The organism is Calditrichota bacterium, from assembly GCA_013112635.1.
Classification (GTDB): Bacteria; Calditrichota; Calditrichia; order Calditrichales; family J004; genus JABFGF01.
In genome coordinates, this window is sequence record JABFGF010000002.1 from 338,003 (window position 1) to 351,413 (window position 13,411).

The 13,411-nt window shown below is 37.4% G+C and carries 11 protein-coding genes; 6 read left to right on the forward strand and 5 right to left on the reverse strand.

The annotated features are described in order from the left end of the window. Nucleotides 1-28: 28 nt before the first annotated feature. A complete protein-coding gene (locus tag HND50_06690; protein ID NOG44898.1) occupies nt 29-1,162 on the reverse strand; it encodes a Re/Si-specific NAD(P)(+) transhydrogenase subunit alpha in 1,134 nt (377 codons plus the stop codon). Between the two features lie 302 nt (nt 1,163-1,464). Here HND50_06690 and HND50_06695 point away from each other — a divergent pair, with 302 nt between their 5' ends. Further along, on the forward strand, nt 1,465-1,785 hold the full coding sequence (locus HND50_06695; GenBank protein ID NOG44899.1) for a BcpO-related WXXGXW repeat protein: 321 nt from the start codon (nt 1,465-1,467) through the stop codon (nt 1,783-1,785). A 93-nt stretch (nt 1,786-1,878) separates the two neighbouring features. Here the strand turns inward: HND50_06695 and HND50_06700 are convergent, their stop codons facing one another. From HND50_06700 to hppD, 4 genes are all read right to left on the reverse strand, one after another. Then, the gene (locus tag HND50_06700; GenBank protein NOG44900.1) at nt 1,879-2,499 is read right to left on the reverse strand and encodes a flavin reductase family protein; all 621 of its coding nucleotides are present in this window, start codon (nt 2,497-2,499) and stop codon (nt 1,879-1,881) included. A 97-nt stretch (nt 2,500-2,596) separates the two neighbouring features. After that, on the reverse strand, nt 2,597-3,745 hold the full coding sequence (locus HND50_06705; protein NOG44901.1) for a homogentisate 1,2-dioxygenase: 1,149 nt from the start codon (nt 3,743-3,745) through the stop codon (nt 2,597-2,599). A 143-nt stretch (nt 3,746-3,888) separates the two neighbouring features. Beyond that, nucleotides 3,889-4,824, reverse strand: coding sequence for a fumarylacetoacetate hydrolase family protein (locus HND50_06710; GenBank protein NOG44902.1), 936 nt, complete (start codon nt 4,822-4,824; stop codon nt 3,889-3,891). 98 nt (nt 4,825-4,922) lie between these two features. Next, complete coding sequence (gene hppD / locus HND50_06715) at nt 4,923-6,014, reverse strand: 4-hydroxyphenylpyruvate dioxygenase (protein NOG44903.1); 1,092 nt, start codon at nt 6,012-6,014, stop codon at nt 4,923-4,925. Nucleotides 6,015-6,229: 215 nt separating this feature from the next. Here hppD and HND50_06720 point away from each other — a divergent pair, with 215 nt between their 5' ends. From HND50_06720 to HND50_06740, 5 genes are all read left to right on the forward strand, one after another. Next, on the forward strand, nt 6,230-9,427 hold the full coding sequence (locus tag HND50_06720; protein ID NOG44904.1) for a TonB-dependent receptor: 3,198 nt from the start codon (nt 6,230-6,232) through the stop codon (nt 9,425-9,427). Nucleotides 9,428-9,566: 139 nt separating this feature from the next. Next, entirely contained in the window at nt 9,567-10,979 is a 1,413-nt protein-coding gene (locus HND50_06725) for a DASS family sodium-coupled anion symporter (protein NOG44905.1), read from the forward strand. Continuing rightward, entirely contained in the window at nt 10,976-12,319 is a 1,344-nt protein-coding gene (locus tag HND50_06730; protein ID NOG44906.1) for a cyclic nucleotide-binding domain-containing protein, read from the forward strand. Before HND50_06725 ends, HND50_06730 begins: the two co-directional genes overlap by 4 nt. Before the next feature lies 1 nt (nt 12,320). Continuing rightward, nucleotides 12,321-12,803, forward strand: a complete 483-nt coding sequence (locus HND50_06735) for a response regulator (protein ID NOG44907.1) — start codon at nt 12,321-12,323, stop codon at nt 12,801-12,803. Between the two features lie 243 nt (nt 12,804-13,046). Then, complete coding sequence (locus HND50_06740; GenBank protein ID NOG44908.1) at nt 13,047-13,388, forward strand: thioredoxin; 342 nt, start codon at nt 13,047-13,049, stop codon at nt 13,386-13,388. Nucleotides 13,389-13,411 lie beyond the last annotated feature (23 nt).

A 13,411-nucleotide genomic window follows, 5' to 3' on the forward strand; every position in this document is an offset into this window, starting at 1 on the left:
GTTTACCATTTACCCTGGAAGGTTCCTGTTAGCCTACAATTCCTGCAACAAGTTTATTAACAATTTCACCATCTTTTACAACACATGCCCCTTTGGTGATTTCATCTTCCCAATCGATAGGATCATCTTTAAAAATGAGGTGAAATAAATTTGTAATATTTTTTGAATACATCTGGCTGGCATGAACAGGAATTTCGGCAGGAAGATTTAAAACACCATGAATAATAACACCATGTTTTTCAATTTTACCTTTTTCGGTCAATTCTGTATTTCCACCATTTTCTGTTGCAAGATCGATAATGACTGATCCCGGATGCATCATTTTTATCATTTCTTCGGTGATAAGAATAGGTGATGCTTTGCCAAAAATTTGAGCAGTAGTAATTACAATATCCACTTTGTTTAAATTTTTAGCTATTGCCTCTTGCTCTTTTTTCAAAAACTCATCAGACATTTCTTTTGCATATCCGCCTTCAGTTTCAGCGTCTTCAGGCATTTCCATTTCAACAAATTTTGCGCCTAAGCTTTCAACCTGCTCTTTAACTGCAAGCCGAGGATCAAATGCTGAGACTCTTGCGCCAAGACGTTTTGCTGTGGCGATTGCCTGCAAACCAGCTACTCCTGCACCTAAAACCAGTACATTTGAAGGAGGAACCGTACCGGCAGCAGTCATCATCAATGGAAACATTTTTCCAAGATAATCCGCAGCCATAATAACAGCCTTATAACCGGCAACTGTTGCCATAGAGCTTAAAGCATCCATACTTTGAGCCCTGGTAATGCGTGGAACAAATCCCATATCAAAAGCCGTGGTTTTAGTTCCACTTAGCTTTTTTATACCTTCGGGATTAACTGTTGGAGATAAAAATGAGATGAGATAAGCACCTTCTTTTAATAACTCCGATTCATGCTTGCCCAATTCTGGGTGCATAATAGGTGACTGAATTTTTAAAACTATATCCGCTTTGGAATATAAGTCACCCGCATTAACAATTTGTGCTCCTTGATCAATATATTGTTGATCACTAAAACCGGCCGCTTTCCCTGCTTCTTTTTCCACAAGAACCTCATGGTTCAATTTTGTGATTACATTAAGCATGTTGGGAATTACTGAAACCCGTGTTTCACTGGGGGCAATTTCCTTTGGAATTCCTACTTTCACATGGCCTCCCTATATTTAGGATTGGTAAGTGTAGTTAAGACAAAAATAGATTACCTCGTAATTTACAAAATAGAAATCAAATTGTCCAAGGACGAATCAAGTTTTTCCAATTTCTTAAAAAAAATAAAGTGTTTTGTACGATTTAGTACGTTTTTTTAAAGACTATCTGGTACACTTTATAATTTCTAATATTTTGTTAAACGTGTTAAACCTTTAAAAAACATAACGATAGTATCGCGATTATACTTTTGGCATAGTAGTTGAAAATTCAAATACAAATAATTAACTGGAAAGGATTAAGCATGAAGCTATTAAAAAATATTTTATTTGCCATTTTTATCAGTTTATTTTTCGCAGGAAATGCCAACAGTCAAATCATTGTTACAAAAAAACCAAACAAGCCAAAAGTGTTAGTGGTAAAAACAAAACAGCCCGGCTCCAATTATGTTTGGATAAATGGCCATTGGAAAGTCCATAAAAATAAATATGTGTGGAAAAAAGGGCATTGGGTTAAAGCCAGAAAACATCATGTATGGATACCCGGCCATTGGAAAGAAGTCCGAAAAGGCTGGAAGTGGATTCCCGGGCATTGGAAGAATTTAGGTCGTAAACAAAAACGATAACTCCAAGTTTGTCCCAGTTTCAATTATCGTCTTCTTCCATTATGGTTGGAGGCGATTTTTTATTTTCTCTTCCTGAAAGTCCATTAGCTTTGTTTATTTCTTTAGTGATTTTCTTTGCAAGGTAAACCGTTCACCAAGTTTTGTATATTCCGCTCCGGCCAACCTGCCTATGGGATTTAAAAGATCTGTCTTAATACGACCATTTTCTAAAAGGGCATCCTTAATATGAAACATAACAATTTCACCAATAACAAGAAAACCGCCGCCTGCTTTAGCCTCGCCAATTTCAATAACTTGTAATTTTTTACATTCAAATGAGATTGGTGATTCATTCACCAAAGGTGCTTTAACTATTTTTGCACCGATTGCCGTTAAACCCGATTTCTGAAATTCATCAACATCCGGCGGGAATTCGGTAGCCGTTTCATTCATTTGCTCGACGATACTTTCATTTACAATATTAATAACAAATTCACCCGTAGACTCAATATTTTTTAAAGTGTCTTTTGCTTCACCATCTGTCCCGCGGCGAGTAGGTGAAAAACAAACTGTAGGCGGCTCAGATGTGATTCCTGTAAAAAAGGAAAATGGCGCCAGATTGTGTATTCCATCATGTGAGACAGTTGAAACAAATGCTATTGGCCGTGGCAAAATACTGCCAATCATAAGTTTATAATTTTCTTTGAAAGTTTGTTTTTTAGGATCGATTAGCATATCTCTGGGGCCCTTCTTTTTAATTTAATTTGGAATGCTGGAGAACAGGAATGATGAAAATGGACAATATTTCAATAATCCAATATTCCATGTTTTTCTATTCATTCCAGCTGTAAGGATAGTTTGCATCATCTACATCATCAGCTTCAGAGGCAACATGGATAGGCCCAAATGTATCCAGCATAACAGCATATTCAAATGTTTCTTTGGCACCAATAGAACCTTCATATTTTCCCGGCTGCGGCCCATGGGGCAATCCAGAAGGATGAATTGTAACAGATCCATCAGCAACACCTTTACGGCTCATAAAATCTCCCTCTACATAATAAAGAATTTCATCGCTATCTACATTGCTGTGCGCATAAGGCGCAGGGATTGCTAAATCATGATAATCAAATAAACGTGGACAGAATGAACAAATTACAAAACCAGGACCGGCAAATGTTTGATGAACCGGTGGCGGCATATGCACTTTTCCGGTGATTGGCATAAAGTCTTTTATATTAAAAATCCAAGGATAGTAATAGCCGTCCCAGCCAACAATATCAAAAGGATGGTGTGCCAAAGTATATTCCTGAAGACCTCTAAAACTGCGAACAAGGATATTGAAATCGCCCTGTTCATCAATGGCATCCACAAATTCCGGCACGCGGATATCACGTTCACAAAAAGGTGCGTGTTCTAAAAGCTGGCCATGTTTATTTAAATAATTTTTTGGCGGTGTAATCTCCCCAAATGCTTCCATAATTAAATAACGCGTCTCTTTAGATTGGTGAACCAGTTTATACAGCGTACCACCGGGAATAACAATATAATCGCCTTCGCCAAATGCAAGATTACCAAACTGGCTTTCCAAAACACCCTTGCCTTTATGGACAAAAATCAGCTCGTACGCATGGGCATTGCGGTAGAAAAAATCTCCTTGTTCGCTTGGCATAGCTGTAGACATAATTACATCTTTATTATAAGCCAGGATTCGTCTTCCGGTAACCCAATTGCCTTTTGCGCCAAATTTAAAAGTTTCCAAATGGCGGTGACGATGTACTTCAGAGGTTTCTTTCCATTCAACCGGTTTTAATGAGCCAACTGACTTTACTTTTGTCGGTGGATGAATGTGATAAACATTTGATGAAACATCCGAAAAGCCTTCACGACCCATCAACTCTTCATAAGTTAGTTTTCCATTTACATGGTGTTGAATATGTCTTTTGGAAGGAATACTTCCACGCTGAACATAAAATGGCATATTTTTTTCCTATTCAAATTTGTATGCTGAAAAGTTGATTTATAAAACACCTGTTATATTTATCATCGTAGAGGTCACAGAGGTTAAAATAGTGAAAAATATCTCCGCGTACTCTGCGCCTACGTGTTAAATATCAACCAAAACTACTTTATAAAATGAATTAGCTTACCCAGTTTTTCAATTTCCAATTCTATTTTATCACCCGGTTGTAACCAGCCCTCTGTATTCTCCGGACGCAGTTCTAAAATACACCCTGTTCCAACTGTGCCAGACCCGATTACATCACCTGGGTATAAAGTTACATCTTCCGAAGCCCTGGCAATCATTTCTGGAAAACTATAATAGATATCCGAAAAATTTCCATTTGAAATTTGTTTTTCATTTTTCCTGGCCGTCATCCTTAATTCATAAGCATTATTCTTAACCAGACCATCTAAGTCATCCAATGTTACCAGATACGGCCCAAGACCGCTTGCAAAGTCTTTTGATTTGGCCGGCCCCAAACCTACTTTCATTTCTTTGCGCTGTACATCACGAGCTGAAAAGTCATTTAAGATGGTATAACCAGCAATATGTTGATTCGCCTTTTCGACAGAAATATTTTTTCCTTCTTTCCCAATAATACAGGCCACTTCCAATTCCAAATCCAGTTCATCTGTATAAAGAGGTTTTTTTAATTCTGCTTTGTGCCCAATAAAAACATTTGGATTAGAAAAATAGAAAACTGGGATTTCGTACCATTCATCAATGACATCCAAACCACGTAAACCACGTGCTGTTTTTACATGCTGCAAAAAAGCATAAAAGTCACGGAATGTGCATTTCTCAGTAGTAGGCGGATGAAAAATTATTTCATCTTCATTTAAAGTTATGTCTTTAATTTGTTGCTTTGGTGTTGATTTTAATTTGGCTTCCATTTCCTTAAGACGTGAATATGCAACCAGCCAATTTTGGAGTGCGACATCCATGGAAGATGTTATGTCATTTCCCAGAGACGAAATATCCAAATGGCAATTATCAACAATCATTCCCAACCGCTTGGATTTCTCACTATTTGTTGAATAAGAAAAGAGTTTCATAATACTTACTATGTAGTGACAGGACATTGTCCTGTCATATTTTTTCCAGATAAAATAATATTAAAATAAACTGTGTTAAATGGCTGTACATTTAAAAATTACAAATTACCGCGCCGTTCCTGTTCCCGTTCTATGGATTCGAATAATGCTTTAAAATTTCCTTTCCCAAACCCGGTACAACCCTTACGCTGGATTATTTCATAAAACAATGTTGGTCTGTCCTGAACGGGTTTTGTAAATAGTTGCAGCAAATAGCCAAACTGGTCACGATCTACCAGGACACCCAATTCGGCCAGCTCAGATATATCTTCATCAATTTCACCAACCCGGTCCGGTAGCTCTTCATAATAGGTCATGGGAACATCTAAAAATTCCACACCATTTTCTTTTAATTTGCCAACGGTTGTAACAATATCACTTGTATCCAGGGCAATGTGTTGTATACCTGGCCCGGAATAATATTCAACAAATTCTTCAATCTGAGATTTGCGCAATCCTGCTGCCGGACGATTTATTGGCATTTTAATTCGCTCGTTGTCATTGGCAACAACTATGGAACGAAGCGAGGTATAGTCCGTGGCAACATCTTTATCATCAACAGTCCAAAAACGCTTCCAACCAAATACATCTTCATACCAGCTCGCCACTTTTTGCATTTGATCTTCAGGTTGATTGCCCACAAAATGATCCACAAAATTTAATCCAATTGGCTCGACTTTTATAAGCGATTCCCTGGCCTCAAAACCCGGTAGAAATGGCCCGGAGTAATTATCACGCTGCACAAAGCTATGGACAGTATCGCCATAAGTTTGGATTGTAGCCATAATGACTTCTCCAAAATCATCTTTTAAAATGGTCGGCTCCAAAACCGATTTCGCCCCTTTTTCTGTTACATGTTTCCAGGCAGCTTCTGCATTATCTGTCCAAAAGGCAACGTCCTTTACGCCATCGCCGTGTAAAGCCAAATGTTTGTTTAAATCCGAATCGGCTTTGTATGGAGATGAAACCACCAGCCGGATTTTGTTTTGTTGCAACACATAAGACGCTTTTTCACGATTACCCGTTTCAAGGCCGGAATAAGCTATTAGCTTAAACCCAAACTGTGTCTGATAAAAGTGTGCTGACTGTTTTGCATTGCCTACAATTAAATGAATATGGTCTGTGCCCATAAATTCAAAAGATTGATCCATTCTTAATCTCCTGCTAAGAAAAAATTTTGTCAATATAATAAAGATGTACTTTTTTTAAAATCACAAAAATATTATTGCATTAAAACGAAAAGAAAAAGGAAAAAATTCATTTTGTTTTTTAAAATTGTTGATTATCTTATTGTGATCTTCAGCACATCAGGCACTGACTCAATCAATAACCAACTTAAATAACCATACCAAACCTAAGGAGGCATATGTATCAATCTAATACTACAAAGAAGTTTTTAGCCATATTATTTGCCATAACCCTACTTTTTACAACCAACTCTGTTTTTGGCCAGGGTGTTACAACAGCGGCTATGAATGGTGTAATTGTAGATGTTGATGGTGAGCCATTACCGGGAGCAAATGTTGAGGTATTGCACGATGAAAGTGGTACAAAATATGGTGCGGCCACTCGTGTAAACGGGCGTTTTGATGTTCCAAATATTAGAGTAGGTGGACCTTACACAATCATTGTTTCATACATAGGATTCCAGAGCCAAAAACTGGAAAATGTATATATTGGTTTAGGGCAAAACCAAAGATTTGAATTCATACTTAAAGAAACATCATTATCAACAGAAGCCATAGTTGTTGAAGCTGGGGTAGATGATATTATAAATCCTAACAGAACAGGTGCCTCTACTAATATTGGTCAGCAACAGATAGAAGAACTTCCGACCATTTCAAGAAGTGCACAAGATATTTACCGTTTAACACCTCAAGCCTCCGGTAATAGCTTTGGTGGGCGAAATAATTATTATAATAATTTTTCCCTCGATGGGTCAATCTTTAATAATTCTTTTGGTTTAGATGTACCAACCCCAGGCGGACAAACAAATGCACAGCCAGTTAGTTTAGACGCTATCGAACAAATTCAGGTATCTATTGCTCCTTTTGATGTAAGACAAGGTGGTTTTACTGGTGCCGGTATCAATTCAGTTACGAGAAGCGGAACAAATAGATTTAGTGGTTCATTTTATAATTTTATGAGAAATGAGAATTTCATTGGAGATGATGTTTCAGGTACTGTAGTTGAAAACCCAAATTTAACATATAGACAAACCGGTTTTCGATTAGGCGGACCGATTATTAAAAATGAATTATTCTTTTTTATAAACGCAGAACAAGAAAGAAGAGAAGAACCTGCAACAACAATAATCTCAAATACAGGTTCTAACTCCGGTGCAAATGTATCAAGAGTAGCACAAAGTGATTTGAATGAAGTTATTTCAATTCTTGATAATCAATATGGTTATAAAACAGGTGCTTATCAGGGCTACGATCATCAAACTGAAAATGATAAATTTTTAATGAAGATTAACTGGAACGTAAACACAGATCATCAGGCAAGCTTTAGATATAACCATTTAACATCTTGGCGTGATGTGTTGCCTCACCCTGCTATTTCTGCTGGAGGTCGGGGCCCTGATCTTAACTCAGTTCCTTTTGAAAATACAAGTTACATGATTAATAATAATATCAATTCATATGTGGCAGAACTGAACAGTAGTTTTGGAAGTTTTTCAAATCATTTACGTTTAGGATATACTTCTTTCAGAGATTTTAGGGATAGCAAAAGCGCTGCATTCCCTTCTGTTGATATAAATAAAGATGGATTGAACTATATATCATTTGGTTTAGAAAGATTTTCAACAAATAACTTATTAGACCAGGACGTCTTTCAATTCACTGATGATATCACCACCTATTTAGATGAGCACATTATAACTGCAGGCATCTCCTATGAAAGTTTTCAGTTTAATAACTCATTTAATTTGTTTTTCTATCCTGGACATACTTTCAGCTCAATGGATGAATTTAGGGCTGCAACAAACCCATTAGATCCATCATATATTGATTTTAATGCAGAAGTAGCCAGATCAGATTCAAATGCTTTTAAACTTGATGAAGTTGATTTAGCGCAACTTTCATTTTATGTACAGGATGAGTGGCAGGCAACAGACGACCTCATCTTAACAGGTGGTTTAAGAGTAGATATGCCTATTTACTTTACTGAACCGGCAAACAATGCTGAGATTTTAGCAGAAACTTTTAATGATGAAAATGGCAACGATGTAAAATTTGACGTAAGCAAACTGCCTGATACTTCGCCATTATGGTCACCACGTCTTGGATTTAACTGGGATGTTAATAGCGACAGGACTTTTCAATTACGTGGCGGAACTGGTGTTTTTACAGGTCGCCTACGGTTTGTTTGGATAAGTAATCAAATTTCAAATGCAGCGATAGCCCCGTTTTACACGTTTCAAATAAACTCCACCGTTGATGATTTTAAGTGGCCTCAAACGTGGAGAACAAATCTTGCTATTGACAAGGAACTTCCTTTTGGGATTATTGGAACATTGGAAGGTATTTTCTCCAAAGATATAAATGCTGTAGTTCATCGTAATTATAATATGGCACCTCCAACCGGAAAAGCTGTTGGAGCAGATAACCGTGAAATTTTTGCGAGTACCGATTCGACTGCCGAGAATAAATTGAATGGATTTTTCACCGGTGGGCCACTTGGGGTAAGTTTCTTAGACGCTGGGGCTATTATTTTGGATAATACTGATGAAGGTTATCAGTACAGTATAACCGGCCAGCTTCAGAAAAAGTTCGGTATGGATTTAACCACAAGCATAGCTTATACTTTTTCTGAAGCAAAAGATATTACAAGTAGTCCTGGTGAAATCGCTGCTGACGCTTTTCAATTGAATCAAATTGTTGGCAACCCAAATAAACCTGAGTTAGCATTTTCGGATTTTGGATTACGTCATAGATTTGTTGGAACAGCTTCTTATAAGAAACAATGGAATGATTTCCTTGGAACATCAGTGTCATTATTTTTCGAAGCGGCCCAGGGTGATCGCTTTTCTTATGTTTATGCCGGCGACATGAACCTTGATGGAATACCTCAAAATAATGACTTAATGTACGTTCCACAAAATTCATCCGAAATTAATCTGGTTCCAGTTGATGCATCTGATACTCGCACCGAAGCTGAAATATGGAGTCAGTTAAATAACTATATTAAACAAGATGATTACTTGAGTGAGAGGCGCGGAAAATATGCAGAGCGTAATGGTGCTTTAGGGGAATGGTTCTCTGAAATTGATATTCGTTTATTGCAGGATTTTAATTTTGACATGGGTCAAGATAAACACACATTTCAGTTAAGCCTCGATATCTTAAATTTAGGAAATCTAATAAATCCTGATTGGGGTGTACGAAGATTTCCAATCAATAAAGCTCCGCTTACATTTGTTGGATACAATAGTGATGGTGAACCTGAATTTAGTTTTCCTCTAAAAGATGGGAAACCTCTTTCTGAGACCTTTACAGATAACACAAGTCTTATATCGCGTTGGCGAATTCAGGTTGGTGTAAGGTACCTATTTAATTAGTCTTTTCACTTCAGCCCTCCCGGAAAATTCGGGAGGGTTTTTTTCAAAATTTTCATATAAAAATTGTTTTCCTTATTTTTCTTTCTGTAAATTCCCTGATAAAATATTTCAGCAAAACTAAATTTATGCAGGCCCTAAAATGAAACACGGAAAACTTATTATTTCCATAGTAATTCCCATTCTAATATTACTAATCCCAACAGAGTTTATTCCAATAAAAGATTTAAGCATCGTTGAGCATCGAGTAATTGCAATTTTTGCTTTGGCTACATTATTCTGGGTGTTGGAACCAATCCCCATTTTTGCAACTTCAATGTTGATCATCACCCTGGAACTTTTAATGATTTCTACCAACAGCTTATCATTCTTACGATCTACACCAGATGCTGAAGGGTTTGGGATCCTGATTAATTATAAAGCTATTATGGGAACTCTGGCATCACCCATTATTGTACTTTTTTTGGGTGGTTTTTTCCTGGCAATGGCAGCCACAAAATATCGGTTGGATGTAAACCTGGCCCGGGTTCTCCTTAAGCCTTTTGGTACAAATCCCCGCTTCGTGCTTATGGGTTTGATGATAGTAACAGCACTTTTTTCCATGTTTATGAGTAATACTGCAACAACGGCAATGATGCTGGCAATTCTTGCTCCGGTACTGGCTCTCTTCTCAAAAGACGATCCTGCAAAAGTAGCATTTTTATTGGGAATTCCTTTTGCAGCAAACATTGGTGGTATTGGAACACCAATCGGGACGCCACCTAATGCAGTTGCCATGAAATACCTGGTTGGTGATGCCGCAATTTCATTTAGCTCATGGATGTCATTTGCTTTGCCTTATGCGATTGTAATGTTGGTTATTGTCTGGTTTTTGCTGCTGTTTCTTTTTAAGCCAAAAAGTGAACGAATTGAATTAAAAATAAAAAGCAAGTTCATGCGCAGCCCTAAAGCTATAACGGTGTATATTACTTTTGCCGGAACAATTCTACTGTGGATTTTAAGCGATTTGCATGGCCTCAAATCATATGTTGTGGCCATGATTCCTGTTTCTGTTTTTCTTGTTTCCGGAATTTTAAATGCCGAAGATATTAAACGTTTAAGCTGGGATGTGCTTTGGTTAATTGCCGGCGGTATTGCACTTGGTATGGCCATGGAAAAAACGGGTTTATCTGCTCACTTGATTGAATCAATTCCGTTTGCACAATTTGATCCATTATTTATTATATTTATCGCCACAACCATTGCAGCATTGATGGCAACATTTATGTCCAACACTGCAACGGCAAACCTTGTGCTTCCTGTTATGGCAGCACTTGGCGCCAACCTGGATTCATTAACAGCACTTGGCGGAAGTAAAATGTTAATAGTCGCTGTGACAATTTCCTGCTCAATTGCAATGTCTTTGCCGGTTAGTACGCCTCCAAATGCGATGGCCTATGCCAGTGGACAAATTAAAAGCAATCAAATGATGCGATCCGGAATAATAATTGGATTAATTGCTATGGCATTTCTTTATGTTTTATTAACTATTTTAAAAATGGTCAATTTTCTATGATCCCCAATGTTCAAAGTGAAGATGCAAAATGGGTTGTGGAAACGTACTTCTCCAATCCTGAGCGAAAAATTAGTATAAAAAAAGGGGAAGTTCTCCTAAAAGAAGATCAGATTAATAACCGGCTATTTCTTGTTCTTGATGGGAAATTTTCCGGCAGTGTAACTGATGACAAGGGCAATCAACAAGAGGCGTTTCGTACATTCCCCGGGAAATATATTGGACTTCATTCTTTTTTTTCAGGGTCATTTACAAGCATCGCAACCGTACGGGCAATGTCTGATTCTGAAGTAGTTTTTATGGAAAGACACGATCCGGTTGTACCATACAAAGGCCGCTTAACTTTAGAAGAACAGTTTATGCCAATCGTGGTTTTTGGATTGGTTAACCGTCAGCAAAGTGAATTAAACCTTTTTAAAGAAAAAGAAGCTACATATAAAAAACTGATTGAACATGAAAAACAGGCCTCTTTGGGTAAAATGGCTGCAGGAATTGCACATGAATTAAACAACGCGGTTGCAGTTTTATTCAGCAGCGCAAATTGGTTGATTGAAAAAATTGCCCATACATGGCAAGATCAAAAAGAGACCGCTATTTTTGAAGCAGGGCTTTTAAGCGGCCGACATTTAAGCAGCCGGGAAAAGCGTGAACTGCAAAAAATGTGGCAAAGTAAACATAGTTTATCATCAACCGCAGCAAAAGCCCTTGCACAGACTGGATTGCCGGAACAAACCCTGTTACGATTGAATAACAATCTTGAGAAAAGTTCTGAGCGACTGAATATGCTTTGGGAAATCGGGGCCTCATTAAATGATATGCGTACGGCCTCACAACACGCCAAACACGTTGTGAAATCTGTTAAACTATTGGGCGCCAAAAGCACCGATCGGGAAAGACTGAATATTAATGAAAGTATAGAGAATGCCCTGGCTCTTTTAAGTACAAAAGTGAAAACAGTTAATCTGGAAGCTGATCTTGGACAGCTACCAGTTTTTAGTGCCAACATGGGCGAAATGGTGCAGGTATGGTTAAATCTGACAAAGAATGCTATTGAAGCGTTAAATAGTGCAAAATCTGCAGACCCGAAAATTAATGTTAAAAGTTACGGTGACACAAAAAAAATATATGTTGAAATAAGTGATAACGGACCGGGTATTCCTTCAGAATTACAAAAAGCCATTTTCGAACCAGACGTAACTACCAAAAAAACCGGCATGTCATTTGGCCTGGGGTTGGGGTTAGCCATTGTTAAAAGAATTGTTTCTTCATATAATGGAAAAGTAAAGTTAACCAGTTCAGAATCCGGAAGCACATTTAAAATAAGTTTACCATTGGAGCATTAAAATGGAAAAAGTAAATATTATCTGTATCGATGATCAGCGTGAAGTTTTGGCTGCAGTTCAAAAGGATTTAGTAATGTTTGAGCCAATGGCAGAAATTATTGAATGCGAATCTTCGGAAGAAGCAGAAGAAGTTCTGGAAGATTTATACGCTGAAGAAAAACCCGTAGCAATGATCATCTCAGATCATATTATGCCGGATGAAAACGGCGTTGAGTTTCTTGCCCGCATGCAAAAAGACGATCGATTTAAAAAAGTCTCCTCAATTTTATTAACCGGCCTTGCCACACACCAGGATACAATTGAAGCCATCAATCGTGCACGAATAAGTCATTATATTGAAAAACCATGGAAAGCCGAAGATCTGCAAAATAAGATTAAAGCACTCCTGACACATTTTATTTTGGCCAGTGGACGTGATTATACAGATTACCAGGAATTTATGGATCAGGATGTAATTATTCAGGAAATGCGCAACAGAGTTTAAGAATCATAATTGATAATTTTAAAATCAATTAATTGCCAACCAAATTTTTGAAAAACCTGTGAAATTTATGGATCAAATCTCAATGAAATTATTTTGAATTTTGGCCTGAGTTAAATAATTCCTTTTAGCGTCAATTTATTTTTATTCCCTCCCTTTAATTAAAATTATTTGTAACCCCCTTTTAACGAGAATCATCTTAAACAGTATCTAAATTATTTATCACAATTTTAAAAGGAGTTACAAATGTTACAGACAGACTTAACGCACATTGAATCGGAAGAAGCTTTTAAAGCAACATTGGAAGAAAATGAAAATGTAATGATTTGCTGCGGACGGATGGGACCGATGTGTATTCCGGTTTACGAAGTTATGGAAGAAATTGAAGGCGACTATAAACATGTGAAATTTGCTGATATGGCTTTTGATTCACCCTACTCACATGTAATCCGCTCACTGCCGGAGTGCACAACTTTTAACGGTTTGCCTTTTACAGTCTATTTTAAAAATGGCAAAGTTGTAAAAGCAACAAGCAGCATACAAGATATGGATCAGGTTACGTCAATTTTAGATGAGAACTTTAAATAGCAATAAATATCGATGCCATCGCT

Coding starts and splice junctions, on each gene's coding strand:
- HND50_06695 (NOG44899.1), top strand. CDS start 1,465: ATGAAGCTATTAAAAAATATTTTATTTGCCATTTTTATCAGTTTATTT.
- HND50_06700 (NOG44900.1), bottom strand. CDS start 2,499: ATGCTAATCGATCCTAAAAAACAAACTTTCAAAGAAAATTATAAACTT.
- HND50_06705 (NOG44901.1), bottom strand. CDS start 3,745: ATGCCATTTTATGTTCAGCGTGGAAGTATTCCTTCCAAAAGACATATT.
- HND50_06710 (NOG44902.1), bottom strand. CDS start 4,824: ATGAAACTCTTTTCTTATTCAACAAATAGTGAGAAATCCAAGCGGTTG.
- hppD (NOG44903.1), bottom strand. CDS start 6,014: ATGGATCAATCTTTTGAATTTATGGGCACAGACCATATTCATTTAATT.
- HND50_06720 (NOG44904.1), top strand. CDS start 6,230: ATGTATCAATCTAATACTACAAAGAAGTTTTTAGCCATATTATTTGCC.
- HND50_06725 (NOG44905.1), top strand. CDS start 9,567: ATGAAACACGGAAAACTTATTATTTCCATAGTAATTCCCATTCTAATA.
- HND50_06730 (NOG44906.1), top strand. CDS start 10,976: ATGATCCCCAATGTTCAAAGTGAAGATGCAAAATGGGTTGTGGAAACG.
- HND50_06735 (NOG44907.1), top strand. CDS start 12,321: ATGGAAAAAGTAAATATTATCTGTATCGATGATCAGCGTGAAGTTTTG.
- HND50_06740 (NOG44908.1), top strand. CDS start 13,047: ATGTTACAGACAGACTTAACGCACATTGAATCGGAAGAAGCTTTTAAA.